The organism is Micromonospora sp. NPDC051006 (genome assembly GCF_044456245.1).
GTDB lineage: Bacteria > Actinomycetota > Actinomycetes > Mycobacteriales > Micromonosporaceae > Micromonospora.
This window is the reverse complement of the sequence record NZ_JBITFP010000038.1, coordinates 1-15,167: the sequence shown is the minus strand read 5'-3', so window position 1 is coordinate 15,167 and position 15,167 is coordinate 1. Positions and strand designations below refer to the sequence as shown.

At 74.5% G+C, this 15,167-nt stretch carries 16 protein-coding genes and 1 pseudogene; 9 read left to right on the top strand and 8 right to left on the bottom strand.

Features of this window, described 5'->3' with window-relative positions:
* The first annotated feature begins 5 nt into the window (after window positions 1-5).
* Window positions 6-944 carry a ribose-phosphate diphosphokinase gene (locus tag ACIBBA_RS32630; protein ID WP_396702615.1) on the top strand — a complete coding sequence of 313 codons (939 nt, stop codon included), beginning with the start codon at window positions 6-8 and terminating at the stop codon, window positions 942-944.
* Between the two features lie 68 nt (window positions 945-1,012).
* On the opposite strand, the gene ACIBBA_RS32625 is transcribed toward ACIBBA_RS32630, so the two are convergent.
* Complete coding sequence (locus ACIBBA_RS32625) at window positions 1,013-1,465, bottom strand: ATP-binding protein (protein ID WP_396702613.1); 453 nt, start codon at window positions 1,463-1,465, stop codon at window positions 1,013-1,015.
* Window positions 1,466-1,585: 120 nt separating this feature from the next.
* On the opposite strand from ACIBBA_RS32625, the gene macS reads away from it, so the two are divergent.
* Together macS and ACIBBA_RS32615 are read left to right on the top strand one after the other, a co-directional pair.
* Window positions 1,586-2,710, top strand: a complete 1,125-nt coding sequence (gene macS / locus ACIBBA_RS32620) for a MacS family sensor histidine kinase (RefSeq protein ID WP_396702611.1) — start codon at window positions 1,586-1,588, stop codon at window positions 2,708-2,710.
* 80 nt (window positions 2,711-2,790) lie between these two features.
* Window positions 2,791-3,444 carry a response regulator gene (locus tag ACIBBA_RS32615; protein ID WP_396702609.1) on the top strand — a complete coding sequence of 218 codons (654 nt, stop codon included), beginning with the start codon at window positions 2,791-2,793 and terminating at the stop codon, window positions 3,442-3,444.
* Between the two features lies 1 nt (window position 3,445).
* Here ACIBBA_RS32615 and ACIBBA_RS32610 read toward each other — a convergent pair whose 3' ends face one another.
* The 3 genes from ACIBBA_RS32610 to ACIBBA_RS32600 form a co-directional block, all read right to left on the bottom strand.
* A complete protein-coding gene (locus ACIBBA_RS32610) occupies window positions 3,446-4,018 on the bottom strand; it encodes a DUF5709 domain-containing protein (protein WP_396702607.1) in 573 nt (190 codons plus the stop codon).
* A gap of 107 nt (window positions 4,019-4,125) precedes the next feature.
* Window positions 4,126-4,857, bottom strand: coding sequence for an ATP-binding protein (locus ACIBBA_RS32605; RefSeq protein WP_396702605.1), 732 nt, complete (start codon window positions 4,855-4,857; stop codon window positions 4,126-4,128).
* A gap of 59 nt (window positions 4,858-4,916) precedes the next feature.
* On the bottom strand, window positions 4,917-5,915 hold the full coding sequence (locus ACIBBA_RS32600) for an SDR family oxidoreductase (RefSeq protein ID WP_396702603.1): 999 nt from the start codon (window positions 5,913-5,915) through the stop codon (window positions 4,917-4,919).
* 232 nt (window positions 5,916-6,147) lie between these two features.
* On the opposite strand from ACIBBA_RS32600, the gene ACIBBA_RS32595 reads away from it, so the two are divergent.
* Window positions 6,148-7,347 carry a glycosyltransferase gene (locus tag ACIBBA_RS32595; RefSeq protein ID WP_396702601.1) on the top strand — a complete coding sequence of 400 codons (1,200 nt, stop codon included), beginning with the start codon at window positions 6,148-6,150 and terminating at the stop codon, window positions 7,345-7,347.
* On the opposite strand, the pseudogene ACIBBA_RS32590 reads toward ACIBBA_RS32595, so the two are convergent.
* The 4 genes and pseudogenes from ACIBBA_RS32590 to aroA form a co-directional block, all read right to left on the bottom strand.
* Window positions 7,305-8,205: pseudogene (locus ACIBBA_RS32590) on the bottom strand (hypothetical protein). The gene ACIBBA_RS32595 and the pseudogene ACIBBA_RS32590 overlap by 43 nt on opposite strands.
* A 59-nt stretch (window positions 8,206-8,264) precedes the next feature.
* On the bottom strand, window positions 8,265-9,083 hold the full coding sequence (hisN, locus tag ACIBBA_RS32585; protein ID WP_396702599.1) for a histidinol-phosphatase: 819 nt from the start codon (window positions 9,081-9,083) through the stop codon (window positions 8,265-8,267).
* Between the two features lie 9 nt (window positions 9,084-9,092).
* Complete coding sequence (gene rsgA / locus ACIBBA_RS32580; protein WP_396702597.1) at window positions 9,093-10,226, bottom strand: ribosome small subunit-dependent GTPase A; 1,134 nt, start codon at window positions 10,224-10,226, stop codon at window positions 9,093-9,095.
* On the bottom strand, window positions 10,196-11,497 hold the full coding sequence (aroA, locus tag ACIBBA_RS32575; RefSeq protein WP_396702595.1) for a 3-phosphoshikimate 1-carboxyvinyltransferase: 1,302 nt from the start codon (window positions 11,495-11,497) through the stop codon (window positions 10,196-10,198). Before aroA ends, rsgA begins: the two co-directional genes overlap by 31 nt.
* A gap of 103 nt (window positions 11,498-11,600) precedes the next feature.
* Here aroA and ACIBBA_RS32570 point away from each other — a divergent pair, with 103 nt between their 5' ends.
* The 5 genes from ACIBBA_RS32570 to rsrA all read left to right on the top strand — a co-directional run bounded on the left by ACIBBA_RS32570 (window position 11,601) and on the right by rsrA (window position 15,023).
* Window positions 11,601-12,308 carry an SOS response-associated peptidase gene (locus tag ACIBBA_RS32570; RefSeq protein ID WP_396702593.1) on the top strand — a complete coding sequence of 236 codons (708 nt, stop codon included), beginning with the start codon at window positions 11,601-11,603 and terminating at the stop codon, window positions 12,306-12,308.
* A 198-nt stretch (window positions 12,309-12,506) separates the two neighbouring features.
* The gene (locus ACIBBA_RS32565; RefSeq protein ID WP_357051435.1) at window positions 12,507-12,899 is read left to right on the top strand and encodes a WhiB family transcriptional regulator; all 393 of its coding nucleotides are present in this window, start codon (window positions 12,507-12,509) and stop codon (window positions 12,897-12,899) included.
* A gap of 141 nt (window positions 12,900-13,040) precedes the next feature.
* Complete coding sequence (locus ACIBBA_RS32560) at window positions 13,041-13,658, top strand: alpha/beta family hydrolase (protein ID WP_396702591.1); 618 nt, start codon at window positions 13,041-13,043, stop codon at window positions 13,656-13,658.
* Between the two features lie 257 nt (window positions 13,659-13,915).
* Window positions 13,916-14,734: a sigma-70 family RNA polymerase sigma factor gene (locus ACIBBA_RS32555; protein ID WP_396702589.1), complete on the top strand. Its 819-nt coding sequence runs from the start codon at window positions 13,916-13,918 to the stop codon at window positions 14,732-14,734.
* A gap of 1 nt (window position 14,735) precedes the next feature.
* On the top strand, window positions 14,736-15,023 hold the full coding sequence (gene rsrA, locus ACIBBA_RS32550; RefSeq protein WP_350871639.1) for a mycothiol system anti-sigma-R factor: 288 nt from the start codon (window positions 14,736-14,738) through the stop codon (window positions 15,021-15,023).
* Window positions 15,024-15,167: the final 144 nt, after the last annotated feature.

Genomic DNA, 15,167 nt, shown 5'->3' with positions numbered 1-15,167 from the left:
CAGACGTGCGTGACATCGCCGTCTTCAGCGGAACCGCCCACCCTGACCTCGCCGCCGAGATCTGCGCCAACCTGGGCGTGCCCCTGCACTCCGTGCGGGTGTCCCGCTTCGCCAACGACTGCCTGGAAGTGCAGTTGCAGGCCAACTGCCGGGAACGGGACGTCTTCCTGATCCAACCGCTGGTGCCGCCGGTGCAGGAGCACCTGGTCGAGCTGCTGCTCATGATCGACGCGGCCCGGGGAGCCTCGGCCGGCCGGATCACCGTGGTGCTGCCGCACTACGCGTACGCCCGGTCGGACAAGAAGGACGCGCCGCGGATCTCGATCGGCGCCCGGCTCGTCGCCGACCTGCTCACCTCGGCCGGGGCGGACCGCGTGCTGGCCATGACGCTGCACTCGCCGCAGGTGCACGGCTTCTTCAGCGTGCCGGTCGACCACCTGCACGCGCTGCGCGAGCTGGCCCGGCACTTCCGGCGCTACGACCTGAGCAATTCGGTGGTCGTCTCGCCCGACCTGGGCAACGCCAAGGAGGCGGCGGCCTTCGCCCGGATGCTCGGCACCCCGGTGGCCGCCGGCGCAAAGCAGCGGTTCAGCGACGACAAGGTCACGATCAGCGCGGTGATCGGCGACGTGGCCGACCGGGACGTGATCGTGCTCGACGACGAGATCGCCAAGGGCAGCACGGTGATCGAGCTGATGGAGCATCTGCGCGAGCTGAAGGTGCGCTCGATCCGGCTGGCCTGTACCCACGGCCTCTTCTCCAGCGACGCGCTCGGCCGGCTCAGCGACCAGGAGGGCGTGCTGGAGATCGTCTGCACCAACACCGTGCCGATTCCGGTGGCGAAGCGGGTGCCGAAGCTGCAGGTGCTCTCGGTGGCGCCGGCGTTGGCCGAGGCGATGCGGCGGATCCACAACGGCGAGTCGGTGAGCGCGCTCTTCGCCTGAGCGGCCCGGCTCCTGCGGTGGCCGTCCGGCGCCGGGCGGTCCGCCTGCCGGCGCGGGGATCAGTCGGGTCAGGCGGAGGAGGTCGGGGCGGTGACGGCGGCGCTGATCCGGACGATGGTGCCGGTCTCGCCGCTCTCCACCTCCATGGTGTCGCTGAGCTGCCGGGCCAGCCAGAGCCCCCAGCCGCCGGCGATCTCCGGCTCCGGGCGACTCCGGTCGCCCAGCCGCCGGGCGCTGATGCCGTGCCCGTGGTCGGCGACCTCGCAGACCAGCCGCTCGCCCCGCTGCCACAGCCGCAGCGACCCGCGCCCGCCACCGTGCCGCACCGCGTTGGTGATCAGCTCGTTGACCGCGAGCACGAAGTCGTCGAGGCGCTGCCCGCGCAGCCCCGCCGCCCGCGCGCAGGAGGTGACCGAGTGACGCAGCTCGGTCACCTGGGCCTGGTCGAAGGCGTCGGCGATGAGGAGGGAAGGTTCGATGGGCACAACCGTACGCGGTGCGCTGGGCTCGGCGTTCGTCATGGCCCCGTCCCGACAGCGGATCTAGGAGTTATTCGCGGCATTTCCACCGTACGTCAGGGTTTCCTGATCTGCATCACGCGGCCCCCCGTCCGGCGGACGCACTGTGGCATGGTGGCGCCCATGCCGTCGTCGCCGGGTGGGTTCGAGGTACCGCTCTGGCGTGCCATCGCGGTGTTCCGGGTGGCCTCACTCGCGTACGTCTGCCTGCTGGCGGTGCGCGACGCCGACCGGTACGCCCACCCGCTCGCCGCCGGCGGCCTGGTGCTCGCGATGATCGTCTGGACCGGGGTGACCGCGTTCGGCTACGCCCGACCGGCCTGGCGCGCCTGGCCGCTGCTCCTGGCCGACCTCGGTGTGGTGCTGGCGATCATGCTGGCCACCCCGTGGGTGATCGGCCGATCGGCGCTGCACGCCGGGGTGCCCACCCTGGCGGTGGCCTGGCTGGCCGGCCCGGTGCTCGCCTGGGCCGTCTCCGGCGGCCGGCGGCGGGGCACCGTCGCCGCGCTGGTGATCGGCGGCGCGGACCTCGCCACCCGGGAGCGGGTCAGCCAGTCCTCGCTCACCGGTGTCATCCTGATCCTGCTCGCGGGGGTGGTGGTGGGGCACGTCGCGCGGCTGGCGGTCACCGCGGAGGAGCGGCTGCACCGGGCCGTGGAGCTGGAGGCGGCCACCCGGGAGCGGGAGCGGCTGGCCCGGGACATCCACGACTCGGTGCTCCAGGTGCTCGCCCTGGTGCAGCGGCGCGGCGCACACCTGCCGGGAGAGGCCGGGGAGCTGGCCCGGCTCGCGGGTGAGCAGGAGGCCGCCTTGCGGGCGCTGATCGCCGGCGCCGTCCCGGCCGGGGTGACCGACGACGGTCCCGTCGACCTGCGCGCCCTGCTCGGGCGGTACGCCGCCGCGACGGTGTCGGTCTCCGCGCCGGCCACCCCGGTGCCGCTGTCCGGGCCGGTGGCGCGCGAGCTGGCGGCCGCGACCGCGGCGGCCCTAGAGAACGTGCGACGGCACGCCGGCGGGCGGGCCTGGGTGCTGATCGAGGACGAGGGGACGACGGTGACCGTGTCGGTACGCGACGAAGGGCCGGGCATCCCGGACGGCCGGCTGGCCGAGGCCGTGACGCAGGGCCGGCTCGGGGTGGCGCAGTCCATCCGGGGCCGGATCACCGAGCTGGGCGGTACGGCGCGGATCGTCTCGACGCCCGGCGCGGGCACCGAGGTGGAGTTGACGGTGCCGAGGGTCGACCGGTGACCGGGCCGGACGCGGCCGGAGCTGCCGGCGGAGCGCCCGGGCCCGCGGGGCACGCCCATGCGGGTGGACCGGTGCGGGTGATGGTTGTCGACGATCACCCGATGTGGCGGGAGGGGGTGGCCCGCGACCTGACCGAGGCCGGTCACCTGGTGGTGGCCACCAGCGGCGAGGGCCGGCAGGCGATCCGGGTGGCGGCCGCGGCCCGGCCCGACGTGGTGGTGCTGGACCTGCAACTGCCGGACATCTCCGGAGTGGAGGTGATCCACGGGCTGCGGGCCGCGCTGCCGCAGGTGCGGGTGCTGATGCTCTCGGCGAGCGGCGAGCAGCAGGGTGTGCTGGACGCGGTCAAGGCGGGGGCGACCGGCTACCTGGTCAAGTCCGCGGCGCCGGCGGAGTTCCTGGAGGCGGTGCGCCGCACCGCGGCCGGCGAGCCGGTCTTCACCCCCGGCCTGGCCGGCCTGGTCCTCGGCGAGTACCGGCGGTTGGCGGCCACCCCGGCGTCGGGTGGTCCCGACGCCGGGCCGCGGGGCGACCTGGCGCCGCGGTTGACCGACCGGGAGACCGAGGTGCTCCGGCTGGTCGCCAAGGGGATGTCCTACAAGCAGATCGCGCAGCGGCTCGGGCTCGCACACCGTACGGTGCAGAACCATGTCCAGAACACGCTGGGCAAGCTGCAGCTGCACAACCGGGTCGAGCTGACCCGCTACGCGATCGAGCGGGGCCTGGACAGCTGACTCAGACCGAGTGCGGCGGTCGGGTCTCGTGGATGGCCAGCTCCTCGGCGCTCGCCCCGCCACCGGCCGCCCCCGCGTCGTACGCCACGTTGTCGGTCTCCTGGTCCGTGTGCGCGCCCTCGTCCGGTTCCACGAGCCGGCCCACCGTCGCGTCGGCGACCGTGCCGAGCTGGCCGTGGTCGTAGATCGAGACCGGAGAGTTCGGGTCCGAGGTGGGGCCGGGGTCGATCACGTCGGCGTCGAGCTGGGCCTGCGCCGCGGCCTCGTCACTGGTCGCCTCGGCCGCGATGTCCGGGTCGACCGTGCCGGCCAGCGGGTCGTCGACGGGGCGCTCGTAGCTCTCCCGCTGGAGCTTGTAGTCCAGCGACTCGCCGTCGAGCTGCTCGTCGGCGGTGGTCCCGAACCGGTCCACCGCGACCGGGTTGCGGTCGCCGGGAAGCTGGGCCGGGTCCGGACCGTCCGCCTCACGACCGGTCAGCACGTCGTCGTTGGCGGTCGAGTCGTCATCGGCGGTGCCCGGCAGGCCGTTGGCCTCCGGGTCGGACACGGGGGTCGGGTACTCGTCGTCGCGCATGACGGATCTCTACCCGCTCGACCCGCCGCTCATGCCGTGCTGTTGCCCCGTGAAAGCCACGAAGGGGAAGAAACCGCCCGCGCTGCGGTGGGAGGGTGCGGCGCGGATCAGAGCGGAGGCTGGTCGGCGGGGTGCAGGACGCACCAGACGACCTTGCCGTCCGGGACCGCGCTGCTGCCCCAGCGTCGCGCCACCGTGTCGATCAGCAGCAGGCCGCGACCGCCGGTCGAGGTCAACGGGGCCAGCCCGGCGAAGGTGGGCTGCCGCGACGAGTGATCGCGGACGGCCAGGTGCAGCAGGCCGCCGTCGGGGGCGAGCCGCACGGTCATCGGGGTGCGCGCGTGTGCGACCACGTTGTTGACCATCTCGGTGACGGCGATGCTGCCCGGCTCGGCGAGGGCCGGCATGCCCCACCGCCGACAGCCGTCGGTGACCAGCTCCCGGGCCTGCCGGGCGGCGCCGAGCACCGGGGCGAGGTCGGTGTTGAGCACCGCGGCCTTCGGCGACCCGGCCAGCGCCGCCATCGCCCCGTCGAGGGTCGGCCAGACCGGCACCCCGGCCAACGCCGGATGGCCGGCCGCCGCGGGGTCGCAGACCAGCAGACCCGCCGCGGGCCAGTCGGCGACCTCCCGGTGCACGTCGGCGAAGACGGCCCGGGCGGCCGGGTCGGTGAACCGCAGCTCGGTCAGGTCGGCCACCACCGGGCCGGGACGCTCGGACAGCCGGGTGAGCAGCGCGTCGCGGACACGCCCGGCGCCGGACGGGTCGAGCACCCCGGTCAGCCGGAGCACCGCGCCGGACTCGTCCGTCTCGACCAGGAACTGCACGTCCGTCGGCATGATCGACCCATTGTGCACGTCCGCCACCGCCCGCGCATTCGACCGCTCGGCCGGGCTCATCAGCGGTCCGTCCGGGCGCGGCGGGTCCGTGCGGCCATCGTGCCGACCGCCGTGCCGGCGGCGGCGAGGCCGAAGGCGGCGGTCATCCGGACCAGTTGCCGTCGCCGGCCGTACCAGCCCCCCTCCCGTCGACCCTCCGCGTCGGCCCGGAACACGTTGCCGGTGCTGTCCGCGCGGGAGCCCGGCCCGAACTGGGTGCGGTGCGCGTACCAGCCGAGGGCGCGTTCGGCCAGCGCCGGCGCGAGCCGCCACTGGAGGCCGATCAGCCGCGCCGCGCCACCGGCGTACGCCTCCCGGCGCGGCCGGCGCAGCAGCCGGACGATGGTCGCGGCCACCGTCTCGGGCGGGTAGATCGGCGGCGGCGGCACCAGTTCCCGGCCGGTGTGGTTCGCGGTGTGCCGGAAGAACGGGGTGTCGATGGTGGCCGGCAGCACCGTGCAGATCGAGATGTCGCCCCGGCCGGTGACCCGCAGCTCCTGGCGCACGGTGTCGGCCAGGCCGCGGATGGCGTGCTTCGTGGCGTTGTACGCCGACTGGTACGGCATCGCCACCTCCGCCAGCACCGAGGCGTTGTTGACCACCACCCCGCCCCCGGCGGCGCCGAGGTACGGCAACGCGGCCCGCAGGCCGTGCACGGTGCCGAGCAGGTTCACCTCCAGCACCCGACGGAACTCGGCGACCGGGATCTCGTCGAAGAGCCCGACCACGCCCACCGCGGCGTTGTTGATCCAACCGTCGATCCGACCGAACTCGGCCGCCGCGCGGTCGGCCAGCTGCTCCACCGAGGCCGCGTCGGTGACGTCGGTCGGCACGACCAGCGCCCTGCCACCCAGTTCCCGGCAGCGCTGCGCGACCTGGGTCAGGGCCGACTCGCTGCGGGCGGCCAGGACGACGGCCGCGCCCCGGCGGGCCAGGGCGTACGCGGTGGCGGTACCGATCCCGCTGGAGGCGCCGGTGACCACCACGGTGGCCTCGTCGAGGCTGCGGCTGAGAGGCATTCTTCGCCGGTACCCCCGCCCGGGGTGGGTCATGCCGCCGACGTGGGTCGGATCAGCACAAACCGTGATCATCGGACGGCGATCCGGGAGGCTGAAGTGCTTGTCGTGGCGCAAGCGTCCGGGGCACCTGCCGGGCTGTTCCCGATCTGCCAGGTTTCGGCTTACGGGCCCCTGGTTAATGGGACCCTCTGACCGGGAGGACCACTGCTAGAAGATCGCATGGAGGTGACCCATGCGCGTCGGTCTCGTCTGCGCGCACGCCGGCCCGTCCAGGACGACCGAAGGCCCTGCCGTCGGTACGCACCAGCACATCGCACGGGTCGCTGCCGAACTGGCCGGACGAGGCCACGAGGTGCGGCTCTACGAACGCCGGGATGATCCGGGGCTGCCGGAGACCGTGGAGGTCGACGGCTACCGCGTGGAGCGGGTGCCGGTCGGCCCCGTCGCGCCGCTGTCCACCGCCGAGCTGATCCCGTACGTGACCGGCTTCGGCGGTTGGCTGACCGACCGGTGGGCCGGTGACTGGCGTCCGGACGTGGTGCACGGGCACTACTGGGTGGGTGGGCTGGCCGCGGCGCACGCCGTGCGGGAGACCGACATCCCGGTCGTGCAGACCTTCCACTCGCTCGGCGTCGAGCAGCTGCGCCACCTCGGCCGGCAGTACGGCGGCCCGGGGGAGCGGATCCCGCTGGAGCGGGCCCTGACCCGGGCGGTGGACATCGCGGTGGCCCAGTGCAACGACGAGGTCGACGAGCTGACCCGGATGGGCCTGCAACGCACCGCGGTGGCGATGGTGCCCACCGGGGTGGACACCGAGCTGTTCCACCCCGACGGTGAGGCGGCCCCGCGCGACCGGCGGGCCCGGATCCTCTCCGTGGGCGGTCTATCGGCGGGGCACGGCCAGGAGGACCTGATCCAGGCGATGCGGCTGGTCGGCGACGCGGAGCTGGTGATCGCCGGCGGCCCGCCCGCCGAGCAGTTGGCCGGCCACGCTGAGGCCCGCCGGCTTCGTGAGCTGGCCGATCAGGCCGGTGTGGGCGACCAGGTGAAGCTGGTCGGCGCGGTGCCTCATGACCAGATGGCCACCTGGTACCGGTCGGCCGACGTGGTCGCCTGCACCCCGCACTACTCCTCCGCCGGGCGGGTGTCGCTGGAGGCGATGGCCTGTGGCGTGCCGGTGGTGGGCTACGCGATGGGCGGGATCGCCGACGCGGTGGTGGACGAGGTGACCGGGCGACTGGTCCCGCCGGGCGACGTACGCGCCCTCGGCGTCACGCTGCGCCGGCTGCTCTCCGACAACGCCGGGCGGTTCGCGTACGGGCACGCCGCGGTGGACCGGGTGCGGTGCAGCTACAGCTGGGAACGGACCGCCGGGGCGCTGGAGCGCCTCTACGAACGGGTGGTGGGCCGGCGCAAGCCGGTCGAGGCCTGAGCCTCAGCCGGGGCGGCCGGCGCCGACCATGGCCTGGTCGCGCCGGCGGGCCAGCGCGTGGTGGTGCTGCGGTTCGGCGTACCGGGTCAGGCCGATCACCGCGGCCAGGGTGACCAGGAAACCGACGCCGGCCAGCCACTCCCGGCCGGGCCAGATCTTGTCGTTGAGCAGCAGCAGGCCGACGATCGCCGCGGGCACCGCGCCGGCCGCGTCCATCGCCGCCACCGCCGCGGTGGTGGAGCCACGCTGCATCGCCAGGCCGAGCAGCAGCTGCCCGACGATCGAGTGCGCGATCAGCAGATAGAGCAGCGGGTTGCGGGCGAACGCCTCGGCCGACGGCACCGAGGCCAGCGGGCGGGCGGCCACCGCGGCGGCGGAGAACGCCAACCCGGCCAGCGAACCGAGCGCCACCGAGCCGGGTGCCCCGTGCAGCCGGACCGCGAAGAAGCCGAGCACCGCGATCACGCCGAGCACCGCCAGCAGGGCGATCAGACCGGCCGGGCCGAGCTGCTTCGACGGCGCCGGCCGGGCGGCCAGCACCAGCGCGCTGATCCCGGCGAAGAGCAGCGCCAACAGCACCACCTCGGCGGCCGGTAGCCGCCACTTCAGCACCAGCACGCCGAGGACGGCGGTGACCCCGAGGCCGGCCGCCACGCTCGCCTGCACCAGGAAGAGCGGCAGGTCGCGGCGGGCCAGGAAGGCCAGCACGAAGCCGCCGACCTGACAGCCCAGCCCGACCAGGTACGTCCGGTGCCCGGCCAGGCGCAACAGCAGGCCGGGATCGAAGGTGTGGTGCACCGTGGTGCGGGCTGCGGCAACCGACTGGAGCAGGTTGGCGACGCCGTAAGCGACGATCATCGCCGCAAGGAAGCACCAGCCGGAGGAGACCACCTGGCGAGGATAGAGGTTGCTGAGGGTCAGCGCTCGGCTGGTCGAGCCAGCCGAGCCAGGATGTCGGCGTGCAGCGCACCGTTGCTGGCCAGCGCGCTGTGCTCGGTGTCCGGGCCCGCGGCCGGGGCGGACGCGCCGGTCAGGTCGGTGACGACGCCGCCCGCCTCCGTCACGATCGGCACCAGCGCGGCGATGTCCCAGAGCGACAGCTCCGGCTCCACCATCACGTCGAGTGCCCCCTCGGCCAGCAGCATGTAACCGTAGAAGTCGCCGTAGGCCCGGCTGCGCCAGCACTCCCGCATCAGGCCGAGCATCGCGTCGAGCCGTCCGACCGCCTCCCACCCGGTCAGCGACGAGTAGCAGAAGCTGGCGTCGGCGAGTCGTCGTACCGCGGAGACCCGGATCGGCTCGCCGCCGGCCTGGTCCGGCCCGGCCCACGCGCCCGACCCGCTCGCGGCCCACCAGCGGCGGCCCAGCGCCGGCGCGGAGACCAGCCCGAGCACCGGGCGGTCCCCCTCCAGCAGCGCGATCAGGGTGGCCCAGACGGGCACCCCCCGGACGAAGTTCTTGGTGCCGTCGATCGGGTCGACCACCCACCGCCGGCCGTCCGGCCCGGTCGCCGGCTGGGCGCCGTACTCCTCGCCGAGCAGCCCGTCGGCCGGGCGGTGCTCGGCCAGCAGCGCGCGGATCTCCCGCTCCACGGCGGTGTCCGCGTCGGAGACCGGGGTGAGGTCGGGCTTCGACTCCACCCGTAGGTCCAGGGCGCGGAAGCGGGCCGTCGAGACGGCGTCGGCGGCGTCGGCGAGCCGGTGGGCGAGGTCGAGGTCCGCGGCGTACCCGGTCATGACCGGAACCTAGCCGATGCCCGGTCCGTCACGATCCGTGGCCCCGCGCTGGTCGACCTCGCCGCGCGGGTCGTCGCCGGCCCGGGAGGCGAGCAGCCGGCGGTACGAGGCCAGCCGGCGTGGGTCGGCCTTGCCGGCCGCCACCCAGGCGTCCAGCCCGCAGTCCGGCGCGTCGGTGGTGTGCGGACAGTTGGCCGGGCAGTCCACCGTCCCCTCGACCAGGTCGGGGAAGCCGTGCAGGAGGCTGTCCGCGGAGACGTGCGCCAGCCCGAAGCTGCGGACCCCCGGGGTGTCGATGATCCAGCCCGGGTCGTCGCCCCCGCCGGACGCCGTCGGCAGCCAGAGCGCGACCGCGCTGGTCGAGGTGTGCCGTCCCCGGCCGATCGCGCTGACCGTGCCGACCGCCCGGGCCGCGTCCGGAACGAGTCGGTTGACCAGCGTCGACTTGCCCACCCCGGAGTGCCCGACCAGCACCGAGATCCGTCCGGCGAGCAGCGCCCGCAGGGCGGCCAGGTCCGAATCCGGGCGGATCAGCACGTACGGCAGCTCCAGCTCGGTGTAGTAGTCGAGCACCGCCTCCGGCCCGGCCAGGTCCGCCTTGGTGAGGCAGAGCAGCGGCTCGACGTCCGCGTCGTACGCGGCCACCAGGCAGCGGTCGATGAAACCGGTGCGCGGCGGCGGGTCGGCCAGCGCGCTCACGATCACCAGTTGGTCGGCGTTGGCCACCACCACCCGCTCCAGCCGGCCCTCGGGGGTCGTCGCGTCGTCCTCGGCGGTGCGGCGCAGGACGGAGCGTCGCTCGGCGATCCGGACGATCCGGGCCAGCGCCCCGGCCGCGCCGGAGGTGTCCCCGACCAGCCCCACCCGGTCGCCGACCACCACCGACTTGCGGCCCAGCTCGCGGGCGCGCATCGCGGTCACCGTCGGGGTGGGCGCGTCGCCGAGCACGCAGGTGTAGCGCCCGCGGTCGACGGCGATGACGAAGCCGTCCACCGCGTCGGCGTGCAACGGGCGGGTCCGGGTACGCGGGCGCGACGACTTGCCGGGCCGGACCCGCACGTCGTCCTCGTCGTACTCCCGCCGTCTGGTCGCCAGGACCACCCTCCGTCGCGTCAGCTCTTGCCGGTCACCATCGCTGACCATAGTGCCGGGAACTCGGGCATCGTCTTCGAGGTACACGCCACGTCGTCCACCTCGATGCCGGGCACGGCCAGCCCGGCGACCGCGGCGGCGTGCGCCATCCGGTGGTCGGCGTAGGTGCGGAACGTCCCGCCGCGCAGCGGGCGCGGCCGGATCTCCAGCCCGTCACGGGACTCGGTGAGGTCGGCGCCGAGCGCGGCGAACTCCCGCGCCAGCGCGGCGATGCGGTCGGTCTCGTGGCCGCGGATGTGCGCCACCCCGGAGAACCGGGACGGCGAGTCGGCCAGCATCGCCAGGGCGGTCAGCGCCGGGGTCAGCTCGCTGACGTCGGAGAGGTCGGCCTCGATGCCGTGCACCGCGCCGGTGCCCCGTACGGTCAGCCCGGTGGTGGTGAGGGTCACCTCGCCGCCCATCTGCTGCAGCAGCGTGCGGAGCCGATCGAGGGGCTGGGCGCTGCTGTGCGGCCAACCCTGGAGCGTCACCTCACCACCGGTCACCAGGGCGGCGGCGAAGAACGGCACGGCGCCGGAGAGGTCCGGTTCGATCTCCCAGCCGCGCCCGGTGAGCGGACCGGGCTCGACGGCCCAGACGTCGGGCGTCGTGTCGTCGACCGCCGCGCCGGCGGCCCGCAGCATCTGCACGGTCATCCGCAGGTGCGGTGCGGACGGGACCGGCGGGCCGACGTGCCGGACCACCACCCCGCGGTCGAAGCGCGGCGCAGCCAGCAGCAGGCCGGAGACGAGCTGGCTGGAGGCGGAGGCGTCGATCACCACCTCGCCGCCGACGACCCGACCGGCGCCGAGCACGGTCAGCGGCAGGCTGCCGGCGCCGGTCACGTCGATGCGGACCCCGAGCGAGCGCAGCGCGCCGATCAGCGGGCCGAGCGGCCTGGTCCGGGCTTGCGGGTCGCCGTCGAAGGTGATCTGCCCGTCGGCCAGGCCGGCCACCGGCGGGACGAAGCGCATCACCGTGCCGGCCAGGCCGACGTCGACGTGCGCCGGGCCGACCAGCCGGTGCGGCCGGACCAGCCAACGGTCGTCGTCGCTGATCGACATGTGCGCGCCCATCGCGCGCAGGCCGGCGGCCATCAGCTCGGTGTCCCGCGCGCGCAGCGGCCCGGCGAGCGTCGACGGGCCGCTGGCCAACGCGCTGAGCACCAGCGCGCGGGCGGTCATCGACTTGGAGCCGGGCAGGCGCAGCGTGACCCCGACCGGGTCGGAGGCGGTCGGTGCGGTCCACGGCTGCAGCGGCCGCGTCGCGGTCAGATTCCCCACGGTTACATTCTGCCGTGTCGGGCCGGGGGTGGCGCCGGCCGGTGACCCGACTCCCGGTTGGCGGGACACCCGACACCCCGTGCGGCGGGTTAGCGTGTGGGACATGTGCGGCAGGTACGCGACGACCCGGAGCGCGGGTGAGCTGAGCGCGCTCTTCGAGGCGTACGACGAGACCGGGGGCCGGCTCGGGCCGGACCACAACGTCGCACCCACCGATCCCGTTCCGCTGGTCCGGGTGTCGAGCGAGGGTCACCGCGCCCTCTCCGTCGGCCGCTGGGGCTTTCTGCCGCACTGGGCGCGCAGCGCCGCCGGCGCAGCCCGCATGATCAACGCCCGTGCCGAGACGGTGGCCACCAGCCGGGCGTACGCGGGCGCCTTCGCCCGCCGCCGCTGCCTGGTGCCGGCCGACGGCTGGTACGAGTGGGTCCGCTCGGCGGGCGGCCGGCAGGCCTACTACATGACGCCGCTGGACTCCTCGGTGCTCGCCTTCGCGGGCATCTGGTCGCTCTGGGGCACCGGCGACCAGGCGCTGCTCACCGTCAGCGTGCTGACCACCGCCGCGGTCGGCGAGCTGGCCGAGGTGCACGACCGGATGCCGGTGCTGCTCCCGCACGACCGCTGGGCCCCGTGGCTGGCGCCGACCGGCGACGCGCAGTCGCTGCTCGCACCGCCGGCGCCCGACTGGCTCGCCGGGCTGGAGGTCCGTCCGGTCGGCCCGGCGGTCGGCGACGTCCGCAACGACGGCCCGCAACTGGTCGAGCGGGTGCCGGTGGCTCCGGCCGTCGCCGCGAAGGATCTGACGCTCTTCTGATCACGTTCTGCGCATATACGGGTGCCGATTTGCCAGGGTTCCGGGCGAAACGTCGCCTGACCGTTCAGCCATCTTCGCGGTAGCCCCTTGTGACCGTGCGCATAAGTGCGATAGAACACAGCGCCGGTGGTGAGTGTCGATTCGCAGGGGGCGGACGACGCCCATCGATCTTGCCGGTCCCACGGGGGAGGTGGGTGGATGACACGGGCGCGTATGCCCCGCCCGCATGAGGTGGCCGCCGCACGACGAGATCCGCGACTGCTCCGCGCACTGCGCGAGCGGCGCGAGGACGACGCGTGGCGGACCAGAGGAACCTGTCAGTCGGTCGATCCGGAGACGTTCTTTCCGGCGCCGAACGAGCCCGCCGACGCCGCGGTCGCACTCTGCCGCAGCTGCGAGGTGCAGGGCTCTTGTCTGGCCTGGGCGCTGGAGGTCGGTGACTGCCACGGCGTCTGGGGCGGCACCACGCCGCGCGAACGTCGGGCCATGCTGGTCGCCTGGCGCGGCGAGGTCCAGCCGGATCCGGACGCCGTGGACGAGCCCGGTCCGCCGGTGCGAGATCAGCTGCTCACCCTGGTGCCGCTGAGCTGACCGAGGCCGCACGAGCGCCCGGCCGGGGCGCGGCCGGGTGCGACGCGGCCGACGAGTCACGGGTGGTCGGTGATTCGGCGACGATGCGCGTTCGGCGGCGGTTCCGGCCGTGCGTCGGCGGGTGGGGCGCAGAATGAGCCGGTGCACAGCAGCGACGAGATCGGCACCCCGCGCGGGCCGGCCCGCACCGAGACCGATCTGCCGGCCGGGGCGGCGACCGCGCTGCTGGTGCTCGGGCACGGCGCGGGCGGCGGGGTGGACGCGCCGGACCTGCTCGCGGTCCGGGACGCGGCGGTGGCGCTCGGCGTCGCGGTGGTGCGGGTGACCCAGCCGTACCGGGTCGCCGGTCGGCGCGCGCCCGCGCCCGCCGGGCACCTGGACGAGGCGTGGACGGCGGTGCTGGCCGCGCTGCGGGACCGGCACGCCGACGTACCCACGCTGCTCGTCGGCGGGCGCTCCAGTGGGGCCCGGGTGGCCTGCCGCACGGCCGCTGCGACCGGCGCGGCGGGGATCGTCGCACTGGCCTTCCCGCTGCACCCGCCGGGCCGCCCGGAGCGCTCCCGGGCGGCGGAGTTGTCGACCGGTCTGCCGACGCTGGTGGTCAACGGTGACCGGGATGCGTTCGGGGTGCCCGACCCGGGCCCGGGGGTGACCGTGGTCACCCGCCCCGGCGAGGGGCACGACCTGCGGAAGGACCCGGCCGGCACGGCGGCGGTGGTGCGGGACTGGCTGCGCGGGCAGGGCTGGGCGGCGGCCTGACCGCTCGGCCGGAGGCCCGCCTCGCCGGGCGGCCCGTTTCCGGCGGCCGCGCAGGTTCGTTGCATCGGATGGTGCCGGTGCCCGGTTCGGGCGGCGGAACCATCCTCCCAGGCCCTTCCTGGTCCCAGCGCCGGCGGCACCGCCGACGCCGGGGCCAGGAAAGGGGTGGCCGGCGGAAAAGGACGCTGGTCCGGAATGCTCCGCCCGGCGTCGGGCGTTACTACCCCCGGACGACTTTTCTGGCGGAGGGGGGACCGGTGCCGACCGAGACACGGAGCCGGGAACGGGACGATCGGGACGCGCGGCAGCTGCGTCAGTTGCTCGCCGCCCCGGAGTGGCCCGCCACGGCGGAGCCGGGTGCTACGGGTGCGGTGAGCACCAGCACACCGGCCGGAACTGAATCTGTGGGCAGGTCCGTACGCGTATCCTCGGCGGGAAAGCATCCGACGCGAGGGGATGTGCGGTTGACCACCGAAAAGACCGACGAGCGCAGGGCCCGCTTCGAGCGGGACGCGATGCCATTCGTCGATCAGCTCTACGCTGCCGGGCTGCGGATGACACGCAACCCGGCGGATGCCGAGGATCTGGTCCAGGAGACCTACCTGAAGGCGTACGCCGCCTTCCACCAGTTCGAGCAGGGCACCAACCTGAAGGCCTGGCTCTACCGGATCCTGACCAACACCTACATCAACTCCTACCGGCGCCGGCAGCGGCAGCCGGTGCAGGCGCCGACCGACGAGATCACCGACTGGCAGCTCGCCGAGGCCGAGTCGCACACCTCCAGCGGGCTGCGCTCGGCCGAGACCGAGGCGCTGGACCGGCTGCCGGACAGCGACGTCAAGGAGGCCCTCCAGCAGCTGCCGGAGGAGTTCCGGATGGCGGTCTACCTGACCGACGTCGAGGGCTTCTCCTACAAGGAGGTCGCCGACATCATGGGCACGCCGATCGGCACGGTGATGTCGCGGCTGCACCGCGGACGGCGTAATCTGCGCAAGCTGTTGGAGCAGTACGCCAGGGAGCGCGGTTTCTCCGCCACCACCAAGGGCTCGACCGCTCCCGCCGGCCGGGAGGTGTGACGTGAGCTGTGGAGAGCCGCACGAGACCGACTGCCGCGAGGTGCTCGCGGAGGTCTACCTCTACCTCGACCTGGAGTGCGCCGACGAGCGGCGCACGCTGATCCGCCACCACCTCGACGAGTGCGGGCACTGCCTGCGCGAGTACGGCCTCGAGCAGGAGGTCAAGGCGCTGGTGGCGCGGTGCTGCGGCAACGAGACCGCGCCCGACGAGCTGCGCGAGCGGCTCCGCGTGCGACTGACCGAGCTGGTGGTCTTCGAGAGCAGCGAGTCGCGCGAACTGGCCGACTGAGGCCTTTCGCCGTACGACCGACACACGCCGGTGGGCCCGGGGGGGCCCCCCCCCGCCCCCCCCGGATAAGGGCCCCCCCCGGTGGGGCGAATTGTGTGGGCGGGGGGGGGGCCCCGGGGGGCACGCGTTGGGGGGGGTGGCGGG